Here is a 22777-nt window from a genome sequence, read left to right as displayed (position 1 = left end):
ATGCACATGCAGGTGTTCGAGCAGTGGGAATCCGAGATTCGCGCGTACTGCCGCGCTGCGCCGACCGTGTTTCATTCGGCCAGCAACGCGCGACAGACCGACGAACAGGGGCGGAGCTACATCGATTTCTATGCGGGCGCCGGGGTGCTCAATTTCGGGCACAACGACCCGAAAATGAAGGACGCGCTGATCGACTACATCCAGAACGATGGCGTCGCCCACAGCCTCGACATGTACACCACGGCCAAGCGGGCCTTTATCACCAAGTTTGTCGAGACGGTCTTGAAACCGCGCGACATGGACTATCGGCTGCAGTTCGTCGGCCCGACCGGCACCAACGCCGTCGAGGCGGCATTGAAGCTGGCCCGTCGCGTTACCGGCCGGCAACAGGTGGTCTCCTTCCACCATGCCTTCCACGGCATGACGCTGGGCGCGCTGGCCGCGACCTCCAATGCTCATTTCCGCAACGCCGCCGGCGTGCCGCTGGACAACGTCGTCCACCAGGCCTTCGGCTGCGAGACCCAGTGCCCCAACTGCACGCTGGGCTGCGGCATGCCCTCGCTCGAGCGCCTGCGAGACATCTATGCCGACCCGTCGACCGGCTATGCCCCGCCGGCGGCGTTCCTGGTGGAAACCGTTCAGGCCGAGGGCGGCGTGCGTGTCGCCTCCGAAGAATGGCTCAAGGGCATCCAGGACCTGGCACGCGAGACGGGTGCGCTGTTTATTGTCGACGATATCCAGATGGGTTCCGGGCGCACCGGCTCGTACTTCAGCTTCGACGAGATGGACCTCGACCCGGACATCATCACCCTGGCCAAGGGCCTCGGCGGCTTCGGCACGCCGATCGCGATGAACCTCAACAAGCCCGAGCACGACAAGCACTGGCTGCCGGGCGAGCACACCGGCACCTTCCGCGGTCAGGACCTGTCGTTCATCGCCGGCACCGTCGCGCTGGGCTACTTCGACGACCCGAAATTCATGCAGGAGACCCGCCGCAAGGGCGAGGTGATCAGAAAGCGCCTGGAGAAGATCGCAGACAAGTACCCGCGCTTCGCCGTGCGTGGCCGCGGCATGATGCAGGCGCTGGATTTCATCGACGGCGATCTCGCCAAGCGGGTGGCGCGCGAATGCTTCGATCGCGGCTTGCTGGCGGCGGTCTGCGGCTCGAAGGGGCAGGTGATCAAGTTGATCCCGCCGCTGACCATTCCCGATGACGACCTCGAGGAAGGGCTGAATCTCTTCGAACAGGCCGTCGACGCCCAGGTAGAGGGCTGACCCATGCGCCAACGCGACGACATGACCTTCCCGATGAAAGAGTACGAGCGCCGACTCGGCGAACTGCGCACGCGCATGGCCGAACGGTTGCTCGACGCGGTGATCATCACCGACCCCGAGAACCTGATGTACCTCACCGACTACCAGACGACGGGGTACTCGTTCTTCCAGGCGCTGGTGGTACCGCTCGACGACAAACCGTTCATGATCACGCGGACGATGGAGGAATCCAACGTCCACGCGCGCACCTGGGTCGAGATCACCCGGCCCTACCCGGATACCGGTGACGCCATCCAGATGCTGGTCTCCTCGTTGAAGGAGTTCGGCCTGGCGAACAAGCACATCGGCTACGAGCGCAACAGCTACTTCTTCCCCGCCTACCAGCAGGACGCGCTGCACACCACGTTGACCGGCGCGCACCTGCTCGACTGCTTCGGCATCGTCGAGTGTGGCCGGCGCACCAAGTCGAAGCACGAGATCGACATCATGCGCCGGGCGGCCGTCGCCACCGAGGCCGGCATGAAGGCGGGGCTCGAGGCCTGCATGGCCGGGGTGACCGAGAACGAGATCGGCGCCGAGGTCTGCGCGGCGATGTTCCGTGCCGGCGGCGAGCCGCCCGCCGTGCTGCCCTACGTCACCTCCGGGCCGCGCACCATGATCGGCCACGCCACCTGGGAAGGACGCGTGGTCAAGCCCGGCGAGCACGTCTTCCTGGAAGTGGCCGGCTGCTATCGCCGCTACCACACCGCCATGATGCGCACCGCCGTGCTGGGCGAGCCCACCGATTTGATGTGGAAGGCCCAGGAGCGCATGAAAGAGGCCCTCGAACGGGTCAAGGCCCTGATCCGCCCGGGCGTGACCGTCTCGGATGCCGACAACCTGGTCCGCTCGATCATGACCGTCGACGATGCCCACGGGAAGCTGATCACCCGCTCGGGTTATTCCATCGGTATCGCCTTCCCGCCCAGCTGGGACGAGGGCTACATCCTCAGCCTGATGCAAGGCGACAAGACCGTGCTGCGCGAGGGCATGACCTTCCACATCATCCCCTGGGCCTGGGGCGTGGACGGTGACAAGACCTGCGGCATCTCCGACACCATCTACATCACCAAGGACGGCTGCGAGTCCTTCTTCACGCTCGAGCAGGATTTCACCGTCAAGCGCGAGGAGGCCAAGCGCGAGATCCAGGAAGAGCAGCCGATGATCGAACAGCTCGCCGTCGCCCACGCCAAGGACGAGAAGAAGTCCAAGGCCAAGCCCCACGGCAAGCCGGACCACAAGAAACCTGAGAAGAAGGTCCAGAAGAAATCCGAGACCAAGGCCCAGAAGAAAACGGACAAGAAGGTCCAGAAGAAATCCCAGAAGAAACCCAAGGAGTCGCGCGCCTCATGAGCCAGACCGTCATCAACCCGACCACGGGTAAGACACTGCACGAATTCCCGGTGATGGACCCGGCCCAGCGCGACGCCGTGCTCGAGCGCAGCGAGGTGGCCTACCGCGACTGGCGCAAGACCAGCTTCGCCGAGCGCGCCGCCCTGCTGCGCCGGGTGGCCGAGGTGATGCGCGAGGATCGCGAGCGCCTGGCCCTCTTGATGACCGACGAGATGGGCAAGCCCATCCGCGAGGCGCGTGGCGAGGTCGACAAGGCCGCCTGGTGCGCCGAGCACTACGCCGACCACGCGCAAGAGTACCTCGCCAGCGAGATGCTCGGCTCGGATGCCACGGTCAGCTACGTGCAGTACCTGCCGATCGGCACGGTGCTGGGCATCCTGCCGTGGAACGCGCCGTTCTGGCTCGCCTTTCGCTTCGCCGCCCCGGCGCTGATGGCCGGCAACACCTGCGTGATGAAGCACGACGCCCACGTGCCGGCCTGCGCGGCGGGCATCATGGAGTCCTTCGAGAAGGCCGGCGTCCCGCAGGGCGTGTTTCAGAACCTGCCGCTGAAGACCGAGGACATCCAGGGCGCGATCGAGACCGAGTGCGTCCGCGCCATCTCCTTCACCGGCTCCGATCGCGCCGGCGCGATCGTCGCGGCCACCGCCGCCCGGCAGATCAAGCCCGCCGTGCTGGAACTGGGCGGTTCGGACCCGGTGATCGTGCTGGCGGACGCCGATCTGGAGGCCGCCGCCGACACGGTGGTGCTCTCGCGGATCATCAACGCCGGGCAGTCCTGCATCGCCGCCAAGCGCATCATCGTCGAGGAGTCCATCTACGAGCACTTCCTCGACATGATGAAGACTCGTCTGGAAAAGCTGACGATGGGCGACCCGCGCGAGGAGTCCACCGATCTCGGTCCAATCGCCCGCGACGACCTGCGCGAGGGGCTGCATCGGCAGGTGCAGGCGAGTATCGAGGCTGGCGCGCGCTGCCTGGTGGGTGGCGAGATGCCCGAGGGTGAGGGCTTTTTCTACCCGGTCACCCTGCTCGCCGACGTCGACGATTCCATGGTCGCCTTCTGCGAGGAGACCTTCGGTCCGATCGCCGTCGCCATGTCCGCTCGCGACGTCGATCACGCCCTCGAGCTCGCCAACAGCACCCAGTACGGACTGGGTGCGGCCGTCTGGACCGGCGACACGGCGAAGGCCATCAACATGGCCCGCGATATCGAGACCGGCCAGGTCGCCATCAACGGCATCGTCAAGACCGACCCGCGCCTGCCCAGCGGCGGCGTCAAGCGTTCCGGTTACGGCCGCGAACTTGGGCCGCATGGCATCAAGATGTTCGTGAATGCGCAGCAGGTGTGGGTGGGGCCGAAGGTCGGCTAGCGGTAAGTCGACAGCGGCAAGCTCGAAGAGAGAGGCCAGCGTGCCGAGCGGGATGATCCCGCCGGGCGCTGGCCTTTTGTTTGTGTGCTCGATCAAGCCGGGTGGGTATGACGCCGCGTAAACATGCGACCATGCGAATCAAGGGTGCAATGCCCAGCAGGGACTAACCACTGACAAGGAGATGTCATGTCACCGCAAGCGAAACTCATTGCCGGCCTCGGCCTGTTGCTCGGGCTGAGCGGCTGCTCCATTACCCAGACCGTCGAGCCGGTCGCCGACAACGACATCGAGCGTATCTGCGTCGAACACAATCCCGATGTCCTGATGGACGGCTTCGAGCCGGCCGTCTGCGAATTGATCGAGGAACAGGGCCTGTATACCGAGGTGTACCAGGGCGAGCGACCGGTCAGCTGTTCCCACTACCTCGAATACACCGCCAACTGGCGCTGGGACATGGCGATGTACCTGTCCTATGCCGATCTCAAGGTGTTTGATCAGGATGGGCTTGAGGGGCGTGCGACCTACGATGCGCGGAATGGGGGTGGGCGGATGGACAAGTTTGGGACGACTCGTAGCAAGATCGAGCCGTTGATTGATGAGTTGTTTGGTGGTGCAGACGTCGGGCGGCAGGAATGAGGTGTAACGGAATTTTGGGGCTTTTCCAGATTTCCAATTGACAAGGCCTATTTCCGTTTTCGGCATGGGGGAAACGATGAACATCTACCAGTTCTTGCGCATCGTGCCACTGACCGAAGGCATGAGGTTGCGGCTCACCCGATACTTTATGGACCGCGAGCTTGATCGAAAGCGGCGACGTGTCGTCGCTAATGGTGGAAATTTCTCAGATATATGGGAAGACGGTAGTTGGCAGTTCGATTACCAATTGCTCGAAGAGGACGAGGCCAGTTTCCATTCCCGGCGGCTCCTGAAGCGTGCTGGTGAACTTCGAATTCCATCTCCTTCGGTGTTCGTGGGTGATGCTTTGTCTGCTGATTACCAGCGTAGCGGGTTGGATGGCCACCGCTACTATTTGTCACTCGCCGGGGAGCAAAAAGTGCGCTCGGCGATCCGGGAGGAGGAGAAATATCGAGCGGAGCGTTGGGCAAGACGTATTCCCTATATCACTGCGCTTAGTGGCTTGGTTGGTACTGTTACCGGTCTTGTGGCGCTTCTAGCCAAGTGGGGGCCTTAGTCGCTTTATAAAGGGTTCTGACTCCTTTTTGAGTTTTTAAAGTTTTTGAATCGGCGTAGGGTATTCGCCACACGGAATTTGAGGTGATGTTGTGAAAGGTAAACTAACGTTGTCGGCTGTGGCTTTTCTGACGGGCGCGATGCTTGTTTCAAGTGGTTGCACTATAAACAAGAAGAAATACACGTCAGGATTGGTGGGCTGTCCGGAGAGCAAAATAGAAGTAGTAGAGGCTTCCGGGGGGGTCATGGCCAACACTTGGACTGCCGAATGTAACGGGAAGACATTTTATTGCACATACCGCGGTGCAGGTCGTGTGAATTGCTCCGAGTCAATAGTAGAGTGATCTTCTCAACCTCGTGAGCTGCGCCAACAAAAATTCCGCCCTCATAAGTCCAAATCAATTGGCTTGATCCGAGAGGTGGGCCGTGTGGGGAGGGTGTGATGAAAAGTTTTTCAGGTGTTCTGATTGGTTTTGCGCTGTTCGGCTGGCTTGCGATTTGGGGGTGGGTTGGTTATGAGTTGATATTTGGAGAGGTTTATTATTTGGTCTTGGGGTCGGATTCTGATCAGATTCCAGAGTACCTTCGAGTCGCTGATTCTGGTGATTTTAATAGCTGCGTGAATGATGCGGCTTTCTTTCGAGAGATAGGCGTCGAGACAGTGCGTTGCGAGGAGGTTCCTTTATATCGTCATTGTTGGAATGTCGCCCTCAATTTTGGTTATCAGGCGACTTTGTGGTTTTAAGAAAAGGGGTCAAAATCTTTTTTAAGGAATTGCGGTTTCGCGCGCCTGACCTGCTGGGCTACTTGATTGAGCCCGGCTGCCAAGCGCGCGAGGTACTTTCTCTTGCTTGCCCAAGAGAAAGTGCCCAAAGAGAAGGGCACCCCTCGCCTTGGCCCTGCGGGCTTCCCTCCCGTCCGGGGTGCCGCGGACGGGTCGGTTCGACGCGACGTCGTGTCGCGGCGAACCTCGGCGCCACGTCCATGTGGCGCCGACCCTGCGGCACCCCGGCCGCTCGGCAAGGGCGAAGGGGAATTGGCCGGCTGATGATTCGGTGCTCCTGATGGAGATTCGCGCCTAAAGGCGCTCCTACGGGGTGTGCATTGTGTAGGAGCGCCTTTAGGCGCGATGGATTGGCGAGGGATTGCTGGCGGGGACACGCGCCGTTGGCGCGTTTCGCGAGCGGGGGCTCGCTCTCACGGGGGATCTGTGGGAGCGGCCCTTGGCCGCTAAAGCCGCGGTGCGGCTGTCCTGCTTTCGGTTTGCCAGCAAGGGTGGTGATCGAAGAAGGGGCTTTACGGCTGGCGCGCACGGGGCCCCTGCGCCTTGCCTCGTCTCCGCCGGGTTGCAGGGTCGGAGCGACAGGGGTGAATCCGGACCGGCGTGCCAGTGGCACGCCGCATGCCCGATGAACGCGGAGCGATAGCGGAGCAGGACGGTCGCTCCGAGGTTCTGCGCGACACGACGTCGCGTCGAATCGACCCGTCCGCTACCCGGCGGTGACGAGGGAAGCCCGAAGGGCCAAGGCGCCGGGGTGTCTTTGTCTTTGGGTACTTTCTATTGGACAAGCAATAGAAAGTCCTTCGGGCGTTGGCAGCGCGATGCGATCGAAACCGCCAGGCGCGACAAACGCCCGAAACCGTACCACCTCCACGACAAGGCGCCCCGCGCTCACACCAACAGCCAAACGACACGGGGCAAAGGGCTCTGCCCCCTTGGGGCTACACTGGCGACATATGAACCAGCCGAAGCCCGAAACATGCCAGTGGATATAGAAGCGCTTTACCCGAAGCTGATCCACCTGATGCTGGACGCGGTCTTCGTGGTCGACCGGGACAACCAGATCGTCTTTGTGAGTGATGCCTGTGAAGCGCTGCTCGGGTACCGCGCCGACGAACTGACAGGCACGCCGATCACCGACTACATGCATCCTGACGATCTGGAGGCCACTCGAGACTCGATTGGCCGGGTCATGAGCGGTCAGTCGCACAATGATTTCCACAACCGGTATATCCGCAAGGATGGCTCGATCGTGGACATCCTGTGGTCGGCCCGCTGGTCCGAGGAGGAGGGTGTGCGCATCGGGGTGGCGCGGGACGTGACGGCACTCAGGCTGGCGGAGGAAAAGTTGCGTTTCCTCGCGCATCACGATCCGCTGACAGGTCTGACCAACCGATTGCTGTTCAATGATCGACTGGACTCGGCCCTGCGTGCGGCCCATCGCCGCCAGAGCCAGCTGGCCTTGCTGTTTCTCGACGTCAATCACTTCAAATCCATTAACGACACCCATGGGCATGCCGTGGGTGATCGCATGCTTTGTGCGATCGCCCGACGGCTGGAAAGCTGCGTACGGGAGACGGACACGGTAGCCCGGATGGGGGGTGATGAATTCATTGTGCTGCTGACGGACATCCAGTCGTCGGATGGCGTTTCAATGAAGGTGGAGGAGATCGTCGCGGTCTTGGCCGAGCCGTTGGGCGCTGAATTCGGCGGGATAAAAACAGCGTCCTGCAGTATCGGCGTCGCCTGTTATCCGGCGGACGGAGAGGATGCCGATACCCTGCTGAGCCATGCGGATGACGACATGTACCGGCTGAAAGGGCGACGTTCGGAAAAGGGCTGAGGGGCCTGCATGCCACCAGCAGCGTCTAGTGCCGCGATTGCAGGCCGTATCGGTCCGCGGGGAAAGGGGGCTCGTCAGCCGGACGCCTGCTTGAACCTGGGCAGGGGGCATCCTAGGCTTTGAAGGTCCGGTTTCCGGCGTGCGACAGGCTCGCCGAGGGCCACAATTCTCGATGCGAGTCTGGCGGGGGCGGTATGCAATTCCCTTCGAGCATGAAGTTTGCGCTGTTCGGTGCCGGGCTGATCGCGATCACCTACGGGCTGGCGCGCTTCGCCTTTGGCCTGTTCGTGCCCCCGATTCGCGCCGAGCTGGGGCTGACGGCGGAAGCGATCGGCATTATCGGTGCGCTGCCGTTGATCAGTTTCGTGCTGGCCTCAGTGGTGGCCCCGATTCTCGCCGCCCGGATGGGGGCCCGCTACACGGCGATGCTGTCCGGGACTCTCGGTGCCAGTGGGCTGGTGGTGATCAGCCAGGCCCCGGACGGGCTATCGCTCGGCATCGGGGTGTTCGCTTGCGGCATCGCCACCGGCCTGATGATGCCGGCGCTCACGTCTGCCATGCAGGTGCTGGTCGATCGCTCGTTGCACGGACGCGTGAGCTCGGTCATGAATGCGGGTACCAGCATTGGCGTGGTCGTTGCCGTTCCGGCGGTGCTGTTCCTGGCCGACGCCTGGCGTTTGGCGTACGGCACCTTTGCCATCCTGGCGGGCATTGCGGTGGTTGCCACGTGGTTCTTGATCCCCTCGGTGTCGCGGGCCACGCCGTCGAACGCCGCGCCGCCGCCTCGGGTCAGTTCCTTGCAACGTTGGCGTCTGTTCAGGCTTTCGCTGTTCGCCTTCGTGATGGGCTTCGTCTCTGCCGCGTACTGGATCTTCGCGCCTGATCTGGCGGTCACCCTGGGCGGCCTGCCGCCCGGCGCCACCGGTTGGTTGTGGCTGGCGGTTGGCATCGCCGGCCTCGGCGGGGCGATGGTGGCCGACCTGGCCGATCGCAACAATCCGGCCATCACCCAGGCACTGATGTTGATGATGCTGGCCTCGAGCCTGGCATTGCTCGCCGCCAGCCCCGGCAACCTGTTTCTGGCAGTCTTTTCTGCGCTGGTCTTCGGCCTGGCCTACATGAGCCTGACAGGGCTCTACCTGATGACCGGCATCCGCCTGTTGCCGGGCCGCCTGTCGATGGGTCCGGTCCTGCCGTTCGTGGCGGTCTCGCTGGGGCAGGCGACCGGCTCGCCCGTTGTCGGCAAGCTGGTGAACGCATTCGGCTACGCCGATGCCTTTGCCATGTTCGCCGCGCTCGGCATCCTGGTGGCAATCTTGTCGCCCCTGTACCCGAGCTCCCTTGGCACCGAGCCCGAGGAAGAGGCCGAGGGCGAGGGCGAGGGCGAGGGCGAATTCGGTCTCCAGGCGGCCTACGATTATCAGCTCCTGGACGCGGATGGCGAGCCAATAGAGTCCGTCACGGCAGGGGCCAAAACCCCTTGACGCGTAGATGGCCAGGTTGAACCGACCAGTTGAATCTGCAGTCCTCTGCTTTGCGGCCTGGTCGGCAGGCCAAGCGTCAGCGGTTGGATTTCTGTTGGCGGGCGGCGGCGAGCAACTCGTCCATTGACCGCCCCTGCACCCCTTTCGAGGCCTTCGGTGACCCGTGTCTGCGTAGGGGCGATTCTCAGTGCTCGTTCCTGCTTCTGTCGCCTGGCATTGCGGTCGCGGCCGGATCGAGTGTGTTGCTCGACCTAGGTCTTCACTCCATCGGGAAGCGACACGTTCATGGTCGCCATGGCGGGGAATCTTGCGGGAAGTGGAAGAACCGGTTGATGCCCGCTCTCGTTCTCAACCGTGGCTCCTAACCAAAGGCGACGATATTGCGCCCCTGCTTGGCCTCGTAGAGGGCGTCGTCGGCGCGTTTTATCAGGGTGTCGGGGTTGTCGTTTGATTGGTAAATGCTCGCGCCGATGCTGGTGGTGACCCGCTCGACCTCGCGGAAGGTCGTTGCCTCGATGGCGGCGCGCAGATTTTCGGCCAGGGCGAGAAGGTTTTCTTTGTCGGCATGCGGGGCGATGATGAGGAATTCCTCGCCACCCCAGCGGCCGAGGATGTCGCTTTTGCGGCAGTTGTGGCGCAGTACGTCGACGAATGCGCGCAGCACGAGGTCGCCGGTGCGGTGACCATATTGGTCGTTGATCGGCTTGAAGTGGTCGATGTCGAGGATGAGGACGCCGAAGTGGTCGCCGTAGCGTTCGGCCTTGCGGGTTTCTTCCTCGAGGGCCTGGTCGAGCCGGTGGCGATTGTAGATGCCCGTGAGCTTGTCGGTGACCGCCAGACGCTCGGCCTGTCGATACGCCGCTTCCAGCTGTTTCTTCAGGCCAGCTTGCCTGAGATGGAAGAACAGGCCGGCCAGCAGCACCAAGACGAAGAAGGCAACCACCTGCCAGAGCAGGGTGTAGTCGACCCGGTCTTCGTAGCGGATGGATATCCACTTGTTGTGGATGGCCCGACGCTGCTCCGTGGTGACGCTGGCGACGGCCTTCTGCATGATGCCGTGCAGCATCGGTCGGTCCTTTCGCACCGCCACGCCCATGTCCCACGATTTGCCGGTACCTCCGCTGATGCGCAATTCGCCGGCGTATTGCGTCTGGAGCTTGTAACCGATGGTGGCCAGCGTGCCGATATAGCCGAAGACCTCGCCGTTACGCACCATCTCCAGCCCGGTGTCGATGTCCGTGACCTCGATCAGATCGAGTTCGGGATAGTCGTCCTTGAGCAGTTCGGCGAACGCATAGAGCGCCGGGATGGCGATTGTCCTTCCACGCAGGTCCTCGAGCCCGGTAACAAAGGCGACATTGGCCTTGGTGGCGATCACCAGCGGGGTCTGGATGTAGCTTTCGGTGAAGTCGAGGTATTCCTCCCGCTCCGGGGTGCGCATGGCGAGGCTGAACAGGTCGCACTTGCCCGCTTTCAGATGGGCGACCGACTCGGACCAGGAGTCGGCGGGCACGGGGATGAAATCGGTCGAGAGGGTGTTCTCGAACAGGGCGAAATAGTCGGCGCTGATGCCGGCATGCTCTCCGTTTTCGTCGAAGCGTTCGAAGGGCATCCAGTTCGGGTCGATGCAGATGTCGACGGGGCCTTCCCGTTGCAGGTAGGCGCGTTCCTCGTCGGTCAGGCGGGCATTTGGGGTGTCGCCATTCTCGCGGACGTCCAGCCATCTGCCCATCAGGGTTTCCCACTCGCCCGGCGTGATGTCGTCCAGCCCTTTCTGCACCATCGAGCGCAGTTCGGGCTTGTCGGGGCTGATGCCGAAACGAAAGTCTTCCTCGGCCAGGCCGGGCATGCGGAGCTCGCCGGCGATCCGGATGTTGGTGTAGGCGCGTCGCTTGACGATTTGATTGATGTTGGAGAGGTTCTGCATCAGGGCGTCGATCTCGCCCAGCACCAGCGCCCGGGTCATGTCCTGGTAGGTGTCGAACTGGACCAGGTTGATGTTATCGGCATCGCGCAGGTCCGCTTCGTAGAAGATGCCCCGAATGACGCCGACCTTTCGGCCGGAGAGATCCTCGATCCCGGCGTACTCGCCGAAGTCGTCGCGAACGAAGACGAAGACGGGGATGCTGTAGTACGGCTCGGTATAGAGCGTGAACGCGGTGCGTTCCTCCCGGTAGGAGATGCTGGAGATCATGTCGACCTGCCCCCGACGGAATCGTTGCAGGGAGTCACTCCAGACGCCGAATTCCTTCTCGAATTCGAGCCCGGTCTTCTCGGCGACCAATTGCAGCAGATCGTGTTCGAACCCGGCCCCCTCGCCGCCCTCGATGACGGTGAACGGCGGGTGTTCGACCATCATGGCGATGGTCACGGTGGGGTGTTCTTCGAGGAATGCCTGTTCGTCGGCGCTGAGGGTCACGGCCGATGCGCCCTGCGCAATCACAGGGGCGATCAGCAGGAACCAGGTCCCGAGTAAAGAAGGGCAGAGTCGCTTCATTGCCGGCGCTTGGTTCCGTCAGTGCCTGGGGCGGGGTGGCGTTCCGACCGTCGCGGTCGGGTGGCGTGGTGTCCTTGCGCTCCGACCGGGGTGGCCGGTCGGTATCGCTCGGTGTCGCTCGGATCGGAGTATGAGGAAAACTGTATGTCAGCGGCCGGATGCGAGCAAGGGTTGGGTCGGGGCGGCGCTACACCTGCCCGTACTGCCCCGCCGCCCCGACCCATCGGGCGATCAGCGGATTGACTGATTCCGGGAATCGCTCTAGCAGTTCGTCCGCCAGTTGCCCGGCTTGTTCGAGCTTGCCCTGGTCTTCCAGCAGGTTGGCGATCTTGAGCTTGGCGATGCCGGCCTGGCGGGTGCCGAGCACCTCACCGGGGCCGCGCTGTTCCAGATCGGCCTCGGCCAGGCGAAAGCCGTCCTCGGTCTCGCGCATCAGGGTCAGCCGCGCCCGGGCGCGGTCGGAGAGCGGTTCCTCGAACAGCAGCACGCAGTGGGAGGCGGTCGCGCCCCGGCCGACGCGGCCGCGCAGCTGGTGCAACTGGGCCAGGCCCATGCGCTCGGCGTTCTCGATGATCATCAACGAGGCGTTGGGCACGTCGACGCCTACCTCGATCACGGTGGTCGCCACCAGCAGGTGATAGTCACCCGCCTTGAAGCGGGCCATCGCGCGCTGCTTTTCGGCGGCGCTCATCCGCCCGTGCACCATGCCGATGTTCAAATGCGGCAACTCCTCGGCCAGCATGCTGAAGGTGGACTCGGCCGCCTGTGCCTCGATCTGGCCTTCCTCGATCAGCGGGCAGACCCAGTAGGCCTGTCGCCCCTCGGCGCAGACGCGGGCGATGCGCTCGATCACCTCGCCGCGGCGGTCGGCGCGCACCACCACGGTGGTCACCGGCGTGCGGCCCGGCGGCAGCTCGTCGATGACCGAGACGTCGAGGTCGGCGAACTGCGTCATGGCCAGTGTGCGCGGGATGGGGGTGGCGGTCATGATCAGCTGATGCGGCCGGCGTGCGCCGCCTGAACCCATTGAGTCAGGCGGGCTGGCGCCCTTGTCGGTCAGCGCCAGGCGCTGGTGTACACCGAAGCGATGCTGCTCGTCGACGATCACCAGTCCCAGTTGATGGAAGGCGACCGACTCCTGGAACAGCGCGTGGGTGCCGATCACGATCTGGGCGCGCCCGTCGGCCAGCTGCGCCAGCCCCTCGCGACGCTGGGCGGCCGACTGCTGGCCGCTCAGCAGCAGCACCGACAGCCCCAGCGGCTCGAACCATTGCGCGAAGTTGCGCGCGTGCTGCTCGGCGAGCAGCGCGGTGGGCGCCATCAGCGCGACCTGATAGCCGGCGTCGATCACATCGAGTGCGGCGGCCGCGGCGACCAGGGTCTTGCCCGAGCCGACGTCGCCCTGCACCAGCCGCAGCATCGGCAGGCGCTGGGCCAGATCCGTCTTGATCTCGCCGATCACCCGCGTCTGTGCGCCGGTGGGCGAAAAGCCCAGATGCCCGAGCAGTTGGTCAAACAGGTGTTCCTGCGGCGGGATGGCCGGTGCGGCGACCTGGCGGGTGATCGCGCGGCGCTGGCGCAGGGCGAGGATGTGGGTGGCCAGTTCCTCGGTGATCAGGCGCTGCAGTGCCGGCTCGCTGCGGTCCGGCACGCCGTCGTTGCGCTTGGGCAGGTGGATGCGCTGCAGGGCGCGCATCAGCGGCGGCCAGTCGCGCGCCTCGCGAATCGTGACGGGCAGCGGGTCGCGCAGCTCGCGCACGGCCACTTCCAGTGCGGCCTCGACCAGTTGGCGCAGCTTGGGCTGGGCGACGCCCTCGGTGGCGGGGTAGACCGGGCGAATCTGGCCGATCTGGGTGGGCGTGACCAGTTCGGGCTGGGCCATCTCCAGGCCGTGCGGCCCGTGCTGCAACTCGCCGAACAGCAGGTAGGTCCGGCCGGCCTGGGGCGTGGGGCCGAAGCGGCCGAAAAACCAGACGGTCAGGGGCGTCGGGCCGGACGGGCCTTCCCCCACGGCCTGGCAAACCAGGCGGGCCTTGCCGCGAAACAGCGGGCGCACCTCGGTGATGCGCACCTCGAACAGCGCCGCCTCATGGATGTGTTCCGGCGAGAGCGATTGCTTGGTGCCGCGGTCCTCGTAGCGCAATGGCTGGTGCCAGAGCAGGTCTTCGACCGTCTCGATTTGCAGGCGGGCGAGCTTTTCGGCGACCTTGGGGCCGACGCCGGGCAGTTCTCCCACGGGAGACGACAGTCCCGGAGACGCCTTTCTGCCGCGCCCCGAGCTGGAGACCCTGCCGGATGTGTGGTTTTTTTTGGATGCGGGGGAAGACATGCGCGCGCCGGTTCTGTCAAACGAGGATTTTTGCCGATATACTACGCGCCGTTGCGCATGCTAAAACGATAAAGATTCTGGAGGATTCTCGTGGCTCAACATACCCCCAAGGTCGATCCGATGTCGAAGCTGGTTGGCTTCGTCTCGGCGCTGGTCCTGCTGGTTGCCGTGTTCTATCTCGTGAACGCGCTCTTCAACACCGCTGACGAGAACGCACTCGAAGGGCAGGTAGTCGAGACGCCGGAAACCAAGCAAGAGGAAACCAAGACTGCCTCGGCCGACGTCAAGTCGGGCTCCGATGACGAGTCGGATGCGGGCGGCGACGAGACGTCCTCTGATGGTTCCGGTGGTTATATCGCCGCCGGCAAGGAGAAGTACGCTTCCTGTGCCGCCTGTCATGGCACCGACGGCAAGGGTCAGGGCGGCGCCTTCCCGGTGCTGACCGGCATCCCGGCTGACGAGGCCGAGAAGAAGCTGGCCGCTTACCGCGACGGCGATCAGGACTACCTGAAGTCGGTCGGCCTGGGTGACCGCTACGGCACCATGGCGCCGAACGCCGCCAACCTCTCCGACGAGGACATTGCTGACTTGGCCGCCTATATCGGCGACGAGTTCGGCGGTGGTGTCGGTGGCGCCTCCGACGGTGGCGACAGCGATGCCGCTAGCGATAGCGCTGACGGCAATGGCAATGGCGGCGGTGCCGTCGACGGCGATGTGGCAGCCGGCAAGGGCGCCTATGCCTCCTGCGCGGCCTGCCACGGTGCGGATGGCAACGGCCAGGGCGGCGCCTTCCCGGTGCTGACCGGAATGGATGCCTCCGCCATCCAGAAGAAACTGACCGCCTATCGTGAAGGCGATCAGGACTACCTGAAGTCGGTCGGCCTGGGTGGTCGTTACGGCACCATGGCGCCGAACGCATCCAGCCTCTCCGACGAGCAGATCGCCAACCTGTCGGTCTACATCGCCGACGAGTTCGGTGGCACCAATGGCGGTGGCGGCGACGCCGGCGCCAGCGAGGGTGGTGACGAGGCCAAGTCCGAGGGTGGCGAGGTCCAGAAGGCAGAGAAGCCGGCAGAGCCGCGCATCGTCAGCGAGTCGCTGATCAACCGCGGTCGCGCACTGTATTCCTCCTGCGCCATCTGCCACGGCGCCGAAGGCGACGGTGGCGAGCTGTTCAACGCGCCCAAGCTGGCTGGCACAGGCATGGATCAGACCATCTCCCTGCTGAAGATCTATCGCAAGGGTCAGGAGATGGGTCCGAACTCCTACGCGATGATCCCGCAGGCTACGAGCCTGACCGATGATGACATCGAGGCGCTGGGTGCCTACATCGCGGTCATGGGCGAGGAGCCGGCGGGCTCCTAAGGGGCCCGGATAACCGGCAAGCCGGACCGCGCGCCAGCGGTTCAGAGCAACGCAAGTGGAACGCCGGCCCTCGGGCCGGCGTTTTGTTTGTGGGGCGTGTTTTTTCGACAGTGGGGGCTGCATGTTGTTCGAGGTGAAGGATCTGTGCGGGCCGAACGTGCCGCCGGTTTCGTTCGCGCTGGCCGCCGGCGAGGTGCTGCCGGTGCGGGGCGAATCGGGCGTGGGCAAGAGCCAGATGCTGCGCGCGCTGGCCGATCTGTCTCCGCACGAGGGCGAGATCAAGCTGGAAGGTGTCGAGCAGCAATCCATGCCGGCGACCGACTGGCGCCGCCAGGTGGCGCTCGTGCCGGCGGAGTCCGGCTGGTGGGCTGACACGGTGGCCGAGCACTTCCCGTCCCGTCCGTCCGAGGCCTGGTGGGAGCGCCTGCGACTGCGGGCGGCATTGTGGGAGTCGCCCGTCGAGCGCCTGTCCTCTGGTGAGCGTCAGCGGCTGGCGGTATTGCGCGCGCTGGCGCTCGAGCCGCGCGTGCTGTTGCTCGACGAGCCGACCGCCAATCTTGATCGCGACAACGCCGAGGCGATGGCAGGCCTGCTGCTCGACTATCTGCGAGATCGGTCCGCGGCCGCCGTGTGGATCAGTCACGATCCGCGCGAGATTGCCGTCCACGACGATCGCTGGCTGGAAATGACCGCCGAAGGAGGGGTGCTGCATGGATCTGTATAGCCTGACGCCGGTTGACCTGATCGTGGCCTCCGGGCTGGTGCTGGCCCTCGGGGTGGTGCAGATACTGCTGGGCTTGGGTCTGTTTCGCACGCTGGCCCTGAACAGCGTGCGCATGGTGCTGCAGCTGTTGCTGGTGGGCGTGATCCTCGAGGCGGTATTCGACGCGGCGACCCTGCCGTGGATCGTGCTGATCGCGATGGTGATGATGGGGCTGGCGGGTTACGAAGTGGTCGCGCGGCAGAAGCGGGCCATCCGTGGCTGGCACGGTTACGGTATCGGCCTGGCGGCGATGAGCGTGACCGCGCTGATCGTCACGGTGCTGGCCCTGACCCTGATGATCGAGACCGACCCCTGGTACGAGCCCCAGTACGCCATCCCGCTGCTGGGGATGATCCTGGGCAACACCATGACGGGCATCGGGCTGGCGCTGAACAACCTGACGCAGACGGCGTGGCAGAGTCGCGCCGAGATCGAGGCGCGGCTGGTGCTGGGCCACTCGGTGCGCGAGGCCACCGCCGAGCTGCGGTCGGATTCGATGCGCGCCGGCCTGATCCCGACGCTCAACATGCTGGCCGCGGCCGGGGTGATCAGCCTGCCGGGGATGATGACCGGGCAGATACTCGCCGGCTCGGCGCCGATCGAGGCGGTCAAGTACCAGATCCTGATCATGTTCCTGATCACCGCGGCGACGGGCTTTGGCTCGCTGATAGCGGTGCAGCTGGGCGCGCGGCGCCTGTTCGATGCGCGCGACCGCCTGCGACTCGACCGGCTACGCAGCGGGCGCTGAAAACGCGCAACCGTCCCGTGCCGTGAAGGTATTGGGGGAGCGGGCCCCGCCCGCGAATCGCGCCCGCAGGCGCGAGACTCGGTTTGATGCGGGAGTAGGCGGCGAGTCGATTCGAGCAAGGTCCATGTGACTTGCCATCAGCCACAAAAAAACCCGGACCACTGGTCCGGGTTTGTCGTTTGCGGGACCGTGCTCGGACGCTTAGAGCGTCTCGATGTAGGCGCCCAGGTTTTCCATGTCGTCGTCGGACAGGCCGGCAGCGTTCGGCGCCATGATGGCGAAGTTCGAGCCGCCCAGGTCGCCCATTTCCTTGAGCGCGTCCTGGTTGCCGTTCTTGTAGTGGCCCAGCGCGGTGACGAGGTGGTCCGCGCTCTTGCCGGTCAGTGCCGGGAACATGCCCTGGCCCTGGGCTTGCTGGCCGTGGCAGGAGGCGCAGCTCTGCTCGAACAGTTTCTTGCCGGCCTTGATGTCGGCGGCCATGGCCTGCCCGGAGGCGACGGCCAGACCGGAGGCGAATGCGATCGCGGTCAGTTTCTTCATGAGGAACTCCTGATATCTCGTGTCACTTAATTATCCGAGCTCACTCCTGCTCGGCTAGGGTTTGATAAAGCAGGTTCCATGCCACCCTCGCGCGGCTCGGCGTCCTTCCATAAACAAACGTTTACCCGAGCCCAGTTGGACTGATGGCGGTGGTGCGAGTTGCATCTTGCAAATGGACGACGTCAGGACGCAATCCGCCAGCGTGTCAGCTGGGCGCGCGCCCGAGCGATCTCGGCTCACCGGCCGTCGATGTAATGGTGGTCGTCGAAGGAGATCACCAGTTGCGGGCTGACCAGTGCCAGGGCCGTCATGAGCATGCCGTTGATGACCCCTTCGGGGAAGGCGAGCAGCGGCAGGATGCGCAGGTAGTTGTTCCAGATGATGTCCGTGTCATACAGCCCCAGCGCCATCACCAGCAACGCGGTGCCGCCACCGTGGACCAGCACGCCGAGCACGGCGGAGAGGAACACGCCGATGAATAGGTAGATAAAGAAATTCGGCGGCAGGAAGTGCTGCGAGGCGCGCGTGATGCCGTAGGTGATCGCCGCGGGCAGGGCGGCACTCAGCACGAACGTCCAGCCGGCGATGGCCAGCCCATGGCCGAACAGCAATGCGGAGAGAACGGCGGCGATCAGGCCGGCAATTAGGGTCAGCTCCAGCCCGATGACCAGTGTGACTGTGGCCGCGCCGAGAAAGTGCAGGGTCAGCCCCGGCATCAGCGTGGCCGAGAGCGTCCACATGCCGGTCAGGAAGACGACGGCCAGGAGGACCAGGTGAATGCGCGAGGGATCGGCACGCAGGGCCGGCCAGGGCGCGGTGCGCACCGCCCAGGCGAGGCTGCCGAGGGCCAGCAGCCAGCCGATCGCGCCAATCGGCAGGGAGACCAGGTGGTTGGGTAGCTGCATGGCATCACCTCATGTCGCGGGTACCCGGCGGAGCCCTCAGTGTAGCGACCTTGGGGGGTGGGCGCCGATGATTTATGCTTTGGCCCTTTCCGCATCTGGGGAAATTTCCCCCGCGGTCACACGGACACATCAATCGGGAAGATACCCCATGGCTAACGCCTCACTCTGGATCCAACTGCATGCCCTGGCGGCCGTGCTCTCGCTCATCGGTTTTGTCGTGCGCGGCATCTGGATGCTCGCCGGCTCGCCGATGTTGAGCAAAAAATGGGTGAAGATCACCCCGCACGTGGTCGACACCGTGCTGCTGGTCAGCGCCCTGGTCGCCGCCTGGCTGCTGTTCTGGGGCAACGGTATTCATCCCGACTTCCTCACCGTCAAGATCGTCGGCCTGATCGTCTACATCGGCCTGGGCCTGGTCGCGATGCGCTTTGGCAAGACCCGTGGCCTGCGCGCCAGTGCCTGGGTGCTGGCCATCCTGGTGTTCCTGTACGTGGCCGCCGTGGGCGTGGCGAACACGCACCCGCAACTGCAGGACGTCCTGCCGGCCCTGGTGACCGGCGTATGAGTGCCCCCCAACCGCTGGTCGGAGTGATCATGGGCTCGCAGTCCGACTGGGAAACCATGGGTCATGCCTGCGAGACGCTCGAGGCGCTGGGCATTCCCTTCGAGAAGGCGGTGGTCTCGGCGCACCGCACCCCCGACAAGCTGTTCGACTACGCCGATGCGGCCGTTGGTCGGGGCCTGAAGGTGATCATCGCCGGGGCCGGCGGCGCGGCGCACCTGCCGGGCATGGTCGCGGCCAAGACCCGGTTGCCGGTGTTCGGCGTGCCGGTGCAGTCCAAGGCCCTCTCGGGGATGGACTCGCTGCTCTCGATCGTGCAGATGCCGGCCGGCGTGCCGGTGGGCACGCTCGCGATCGGTCGCTCCGGCGCGATCAATGCCGCGCTGCTGGCCGCGGCGACGCTCGCGACCCACGACGAGGCGCTGGCCGAGCGGCTGGATGACTGGCGCGAGCGCCAGACGCAGGCGGTGCTCGACAAGCCCGAGCCGGGCGAGGACTGAGCCGATGGGCGGCGTTCAGGATCAGTGCGAGGTGCCACGCGTCGAGGGGCGCACCGGCGAGCCGGCCGGGCTGCACATCGGCGTGATCGGCGGTGGCCAGCTCGGCCAGATGCTGGGCCTTGCCGGAGTGGCGATGGGGCACCGCTTTACCTTCCTCGACCCGGCCATGGAGCCGCCGGCCGCCTCGGTCGGGCGCCACCTGCGCGCCGAGTTCGACGATGCCGAGGCACTCGAGCGCCTGGCCGTCGAGTGTGACCTGGTCACGCTCGAGTTCGAGAACGTGCCACTGGCCTCCGCCGAGTTGGTCGCGGCACGCAATTGCCTGATGCCCAATCCGCAGGCGCTGGCCGTGGCGCAGGATCGGGTCGAGGAAAAGCAGTTCTTCGAGGGGTTGGGGCTATCGGTCGCGCCGTGGGTGCAGGTCGACTCGGTCCGTGACATCGTCCAGGGCGTTGCTCACTTGGGCGCCCCGGCGATCCTCAAGACGCGTCGCTTCGGTTATGACGGCAAGGGCCAGGTGCGATTGGCCGATCCCGCCCATGCCGCCCACGAGGGCGGGCCGGGCAACCCCGGCGAGGCGGCGTCTGCCTGGGAGGCACTGGCCGGCGCCCCGGCGGTGCTGGAGAAGATGCTCGCATTCGAGCGCGAGGTGTCCATCGTCGCCGTGCGCGGTCGCGACGGCGAGGCGCGGGTCTACCCGTTGGTGACCAACGAGCATCGCCACGGCATCCTCTGGCAGACCACGGCGCACAGCGGCGACCCGTTGCAGGCCGATGCCGAGCGCGCCGCCCGGCTGGTGATGGACAAGCTCGATTACGTCGGCGTGCTGGCGATCGAGTTCTTCGTCGTCGACGGGCGGCTGGTGATCAACGAGATGGCCCCGCGCGTGCACAACAGCGGTCACTGGAGCCTCGGCGGGGCGCGCACCTCGCAGTTCGAGAACCACATCCGCGCCGTGATCGGCTGGCCGCTGGGCGAGACCGACCCGCTGGGCGAAGTAGCGATGCTCAACCTGGTCGGCACCTTGCCCGACCCGGCGGCGGTGCTGGCGGTGCCGGGTACCCATTGGCACGACTACGGCAAGACCCCACGCCCGGGGCGCAAGCTCGGCCATGTCACGGTCACCGCGCCCGATCGCGCGGCGCTCGAGTCCCGGCTCGATCAGCTACGGGCCGTGATCCGGCCGCCCGAGACATCCATGGCACCCGGGACATCCGGGGCATGACCCGCCGCCAACGCATCGAGGGCACATCCATGCGAGTCGTCAACGGAAGGTCGTCGCGTTGGGTCCACCTGCTCTGGCCACTGCTGCTGGCGCTGGCCCAGCCGTCGGCGGCCGCGAAGATCTACCAGTACACCAACGACGCCGGCGAGACGGTGTTCACCGACGAGCCGGTCGAGGGCGCGACCGTCCACGAGGTCGAGGATGCCCCGGTCATTCCCATGACGCCGGTCAAGGTGCCCGAACCAGCCCCTGTGGAAGGGGCGAGGTCGGGGGCTGCCGATCCCCGCTCTGCCGGTGAGGGTGACGCTGACGCGGGCACGTCTGTCGGCAATGACGATGCCGCACCACCATCGTCCGGTCAGGAGACTCGGACAGACACGCAGGAACCCGCCTATCGCCATCTGGCCATCGTCGAGCCGGCCGATGGCGAGGTAGCCAGTCGCCTGCAGGGCAGCATCACGGTCGGGTTGGTGATGCAGCCCAATCTCCAGGGTGGCGACCGGGTGCGCATTCTCGTCGATGGTGAGCCGCGCGTGCGGGATTCCTCCGGGCGTCGTCACCTGATCAACGGCCTCGCGCCCGGCGAGCACGTGCTCGTGGCGCAGATCCACCGCAACGGCGAGGTGGTCAAGGAGAGTGCGCCGGTGCGCTTTCAATTGATGACGCCCTCCCAATAACGGTGCGATCGTCTATTCTCATGCACTGATCGGGTGCAATTGGTTCCTTGTCGAACTCTCTGGCCCGGGCTGTCGCTTGGGGCCAGCCCCGCCACCATGCGATCCGTCAGGGTCGATGCCGTGGCTCTCGGCCGGGCACGCTAATTGCACCAAAATCGTCAGTCGCCCGGCAGGCCTGGCCTGTCGGCCGTTTCGCGCCCGGTGGAGCAGTGCATGAACCCGAGATCCGAGCCCCGGCTTGCCGACACCCTCAACACCGCAATCGTGGTGCTCGATGAGCGCAATCGGCCGATTTATCTCAACTCGGCGGCCGAGCAGTTCCTGGGCACCAGCTACGGCGCCGCGCTCAAGTCGGGCTTTGAGACGGTTTTCGCCGCCAACCCCCTGCTGGCCGAGACAATCAGCGAGGCGCTGACCACCCAGCAGGTCGTGACCCTGCGCGAGATCGAGTTGGTCCTGGCCCACGAGTCGACTCGCGTGGCCGACTGCGCGATCACCCCGCGACCGGACTATCCCCGGGCCCGGGTGATGCTGGAACTCAACGACATCGAGCGCCACCTGCGCATCTCCCGCGACGCCCGGATCAACTCGCTGCAGATGACCACCCGGCAGATGATGCGCGGGCTGGCCCATGAGCTGAAGAATCCGCTCGGCGGCCTGCGCGGCGCCGCGCAGCTGCTGGAGCGCGAGCTCCCCGACGAGCACCTCACCGAGTACACCCGCATCATCCTGCAGGAGACCGATCGCCTGCGCGGATTGATCGACCGCATGCTCGGGCCGAACGACCGACCGGACTGCCACTGGGTGAATGTCCACGAGCCCCTGGAGCAGGTTCGCCAGCTGCTCCGAATCGAGGCGGGCGACAAGCCGCTCGACTGGCGGCTGGATTTCGACCCGTCGATTCCCGATGTCTGGGCCGATCGCGACCAACTGGTGCAGGTGCTGCTCAATCTCGCCCGCAATGCCGTCCAGGCCATGCGTGAGGGCAACACCCCCGAGCCACGGTTGACCTTCCGCACCCGCGTGCTGCGCCAGTTCACCATCCACGGCAAGCGCCATCGACTGGCCGTGCGCATCGACGTCGAGGACAACGGCCCCGGTGTGCCCGAGGACCTGGTCGAGACCCTGTTCCTGCCGATGGTCAGCGGCCGGGCCGGTGGTAGTGGGCTAGGGCTGTCGCTGGCGCAGACCATTGCCGAGCGCCACCAGGGCATGATCGAGTTCGTGCCCAAGCGCGGCGTCACCCGGTTTTCCCTGATCCTGCCCATCCACCCCGACGGCGACCACGCCCCGGGGCGGAAGGCGTCCTATCTACCGAACGAGTGAG

Annotated in this window: 20 protein-coding genes; 16 read left to right on the top strand and 4 right to left on the bottom strand. The window is 65.0% G+C overall.

The features are described from left to right. The 8 genes from ABGV18_RS03990 (at position 1) to ABGV18_RS03955 (ending at position 9339) form a co-directional block, all read left to right on the top strand. Positions 1-1275, top strand: coding sequence for an aspartate aminotransferase family protein (locus tag ABGV18_RS03990; protein ID WP_396584916.1), 1275 nt, complete (start codon positions 1-3; stop codon positions 1273-1275). Positions 1276-1278: 3 nt separating this feature from the next. Continuing rightward, entirely contained in the window at positions 1279-2667 is a 1389-nt protein-coding gene (doeA, locus tag ABGV18_RS03985; protein WP_396584915.1) for an ectoine hydrolase, read from the top strand. After that, the gene (locus ABGV18_RS03980; RefSeq protein ID WP_396584914.1) at positions 2664-4040 is read left to right on the top strand and encodes an NAD-dependent succinate-semialdehyde dehydrogenase; all 1377 of its coding nucleotides are present in this window, start codon (positions 2664-2666) and stop codon (positions 4038-4040) included. The genes doeA and ABGV18_RS03980 overlap by 4 nt, the downstream gene beginning before the upstream one ends. Positions 4041-4226: 186 nt before the next feature. Next, entirely contained in the window at positions 4227-4676 is a 450-nt protein-coding gene (locus tag ABGV18_RS03975) for an Sbal_3080 family lipoprotein (RefSeq protein WP_396584913.1), read from the top strand. Positions 4677-4752: 76 nt separating this feature from the next. After that, positions 4753-5232, top strand: a complete 480-nt coding sequence (locus ABGV18_RS03970; RefSeq protein WP_396584912.1) for a hypothetical protein — start codon at positions 4753-4755, stop codon at positions 5230-5232. Between the two features lie 441 nt (positions 5233-5673). Beyond that, on the top strand, positions 5674-5976 hold the full coding sequence (locus ABGV18_RS03965; RefSeq protein ID WP_396584911.1) for a hypothetical protein: 303 nt from the start codon (positions 5674-5676) through the stop codon (positions 5974-5976). 1015 nt (positions 5977-6991) lie between these two features. After that, positions 6992-7855, top strand: a complete 864-nt coding sequence (locus ABGV18_RS03960) for a diguanylate cyclase domain-containing protein (protein ID WP_396584910.1) — start codon at positions 6992-6994, stop codon at positions 7853-7855. A 194-nt stretch (positions 7856-8049) separates the two neighbouring features. Beyond that, positions 8050-9339: an MFS transporter gene (locus ABGV18_RS03955; protein WP_396584909.1), complete on the top strand. Its 1290-nt coding sequence runs from the start codon at positions 8050-8052 to the stop codon at positions 9337-9339. Between the two features lie 361 nt (positions 9340-9700). Here ABGV18_RS03955 and ABGV18_RS03950 read toward each other — a convergent pair whose 3' ends face one another. Both ABGV18_RS03950 and recG read right to left on the bottom strand, forming a co-directional pair. Then, positions 9701-11758, bottom strand: a complete 2058-nt coding sequence (locus tag ABGV18_RS03950; RefSeq protein ID WP_396584908.1) for a diguanylate cyclase — start codon at positions 11756-11758, stop codon at positions 9701-9703. Between the two features lie 265 nt (positions 11759-12023). Further along, a complete protein-coding gene (gene recG / locus ABGV18_RS03945) occupies positions 12024-14165 on the bottom strand; it encodes an ATP-dependent DNA helicase RecG (RefSeq protein ID WP_396584907.1) in 2142 nt (713 codons plus the stop codon). 90 nt (positions 14166-14255) lie between these two features. On the opposite strand from recG, the gene ABGV18_RS03940 reads away from it, so the two are divergent. The 3 genes from ABGV18_RS03940 (at position 14256) to ABGV18_RS03930 (ending at position 17041) form a co-directional block, all read left to right on the top strand. Next, a complete protein-coding gene (locus ABGV18_RS03940) occupies positions 14256-15530 on the top strand; it encodes a c-type cytochrome (RefSeq protein WP_396584906.1) in 1275 nt (424 codons plus the stop codon). 121 nt (positions 15531-15651) lie between these two features. Beyond that, complete coding sequence (locus tag ABGV18_RS03935; RefSeq protein WP_396584905.1) at positions 15652-16254, top strand: ABC transporter ATP-binding protein; 603 nt, start codon at positions 15652-15654, stop codon at positions 16252-16254. After that, positions 16241-17041 carry an ABC transporter permease gene (locus ABGV18_RS03930; protein ID WP_396584904.1) on the top strand — a complete coding sequence of 267 codons (801 nt, stop codon included), beginning with the start codon at positions 16241-16243 and terminating at the stop codon, positions 17039-17041. Before ABGV18_RS03935 ends, ABGV18_RS03930 begins: the two co-directional genes overlap by 14 nt. 201 nt (positions 17042-17242) lie before the next feature. On the opposite strand, the gene ABGV18_RS03925 is transcribed toward ABGV18_RS03930, so the two are convergent. Both ABGV18_RS03925 and ABGV18_RS03920 read right to left on the bottom strand, forming a co-directional pair. Continuing rightward, positions 17243-17581: a c-type cytochrome gene (locus ABGV18_RS03925; RefSeq protein WP_396584903.1), complete on the bottom strand. Its 339-nt coding sequence runs from the start codon at positions 17579-17581 to the stop codon at positions 17243-17245. 236 nt (positions 17582-17817) lie between these two features. Then, a complete protein-coding gene (locus ABGV18_RS03920; RefSeq protein ID WP_396584902.1) occupies positions 17818-18486 on the bottom strand; it encodes an energy-coupling factor ABC transporter permease in 669 nt (222 codons plus the stop codon). 148 nt (positions 18487-18634) lie between these two features. Here ABGV18_RS03920 and ABGV18_RS03915 point away from each other — a divergent pair, with 148 nt between their 5' ends. The 5 genes from ABGV18_RS03915 to glnL all read left to right on the top strand — a co-directional run bounded on the left by ABGV18_RS03915 (position 18635) and on the right by glnL (position 22776). Then, positions 18635-19051 carry a SirB2 family protein gene (locus ABGV18_RS03915; protein WP_396584901.1) on the top strand — a complete coding sequence of 139 codons (417 nt, stop codon included), beginning with the start codon at positions 18635-18637 and terminating at the stop codon, positions 19049-19051. Further along, entirely contained in the window at positions 19048-19548 is a 501-nt protein-coding gene (gene purE / locus ABGV18_RS03910) for a 5-(carboxyamino)imidazole ribonucleotide mutase (protein WP_396584900.1), read from the top strand. The genes ABGV18_RS03915 and purE overlap by 4 nt, the downstream gene beginning before the upstream one ends. A 4-nt stretch (positions 19549-19552) precedes the next feature. After that, a complete protein-coding gene (locus tag ABGV18_RS03905; RefSeq protein ID WP_396584899.1) occupies positions 19553-20773 on the top strand; it encodes a 5-(carboxyamino)imidazole ribonucleotide synthase in 1221 nt (406 codons plus the stop codon). After that, positions 20770-21450, top strand: coding sequence for a DUF4124 domain-containing protein (locus tag ABGV18_RS03900; RefSeq protein WP_396584898.1), 681 nt, complete (start codon positions 20770-20772; stop codon positions 21448-21450). Before ABGV18_RS03905 ends, ABGV18_RS03900 begins: the two co-directional genes overlap by 4 nt. A 213-nt stretch (positions 21451-21663) precedes the next feature. Then, positions 21664-22776, top strand: a complete 1113-nt coding sequence (glnL, locus tag ABGV18_RS03895) for a nitrogen regulation protein NR(II) (RefSeq protein WP_396584897.1) — start codon at positions 21664-21666, stop codon at positions 22774-22776. Position 22777 lies beyond the last annotated feature (1 nt).

Source organism: Guyparkeria halopsychrophila, from assembly GCF_044582135.1.
Lineage (GTDB): Bacteria > Pseudomonadota > Gammaproteobacteria > Halothiobacillales > Halothiobacillaceae > Guyparkeria.
Note: the sequence above shows the minus strand (reverse complement) of the source record. Positions and strands in the feature narration are given on the sequence as shown.

Bases quoted from the DNA above. Each gene is read 5' to 3' on its own strand.
- ABGV18_RS03915 (WP_396584901.1), top strand. From the start codon at position 18,635: ATGGCTAACGCCTCACTCTGGATCCAACTGCATGCCCTGGCGGCCGTG.
- ABGV18_RS03955 (WP_396584909.1), top strand. From the start codon at position 8,050: ATGCAATTCCCTTCGAGCATGAAGTTTGCGCTGTTCGGTGCCGGGCTG.
- ABGV18_RS03925 (WP_396584903.1), bottom strand. From the start codon at position 17,581: ATGAAGAAACTGACCGCGATCGCATTCGCCTCCGGTCTGGCCGTCGCC.
- ABGV18_RS03960 (WP_396584910.1), top strand. From the start codon at position 6,992: ATGCCAGTGGATATAGAAGCGCTTTACCCGAAGCTGATCCACCTGATG.
- ABGV18_RS03900 (WP_396584898.1), top strand. From the start codon at position 20,770: ATGACCCGCCGCCAACGCATCGAGGGCACATCCATGCGAGTCGTCAAC.
- ABGV18_RS03965 (WP_396584911.1), top strand. From the start codon at position 5,674: ATGAAAAGTTTTTCAGGTGTTCTGATTGGTTTTGCGCTGTTCGGCTGG.
- purE (WP_396584900.1), top strand. From the start codon at position 19,048: ATGAGTGCCCCCCAACCGCTGGTCGGAGTGATCATGGGCTCGCAGTCC.
- doeA (WP_396584915.1), top strand. From the start codon at position 1,279: ATGCGCCAACGCGACGACATGACCTTCCCGATGAAAGAGTACGAGCGC.
- ABGV18_RS03975 (WP_396584913.1), top strand. From the start codon at position 4,227: ATGTCACCGCAAGCGAAACTCATTGCCGGCCTCGGCCTGTTGCTCGGG.
- ABGV18_RS03980 (WP_396584914.1), top strand. From the start codon at position 2,664: ATGAGCCAGACCGTCATCAACCCGACCACGGGTAAGACACTGCACGAA.
- ABGV18_RS03920 (WP_396584902.1), bottom strand. From the start codon at position 18,486: ATGCAGCTACCCAACCACCTGGTCTCCCTGCCGATTGGCGCGATCGGC.
- recG (WP_396584907.1), bottom strand. From the start codon at position 14,165: ATGTCTTCCCCCGCATCCAAAAAAAACCACACATCCGGCAGGGTCTCC.
- glnL (WP_396584897.1), top strand. From the start codon at position 21,664: ATGAACCCGAGATCCGAGCCCCGGCTTGCCGACACCCTCAACACCGCA.
- ABGV18_RS03930 (WP_396584904.1), top strand. From the start codon at position 16,241: ATGGATCTGTATAGCCTGACGCCGGTTGACCTGATCGTGGCCTCCGGG.
- ABGV18_RS03970 (WP_396584912.1), top strand. From the start codon at position 4,753: ATGAACATCTACCAGTTCTTGCGCATCGTGCCACTGACCGAAGGCATG.
- ABGV18_RS03935 (WP_396584905.1), top strand. From the start codon at position 15,652: ATGTTGTTCGAGGTGAAGGATCTGTGCGGGCCGAACGTGCCGCCGGTT.
- ABGV18_RS03990 (WP_396584916.1), top strand. From the start codon at position 1: ATGCACATGCAGGTGTTCGAGCAGTGGGAATCCGAGATTCGCGCGTAC.
- ABGV18_RS03905 (WP_396584899.1), top strand. From the start codon at position 19,553: ATGGGCGGCGTTCAGGATCAGTGCGAGGTGCCACGCGTCGAGGGGCGC.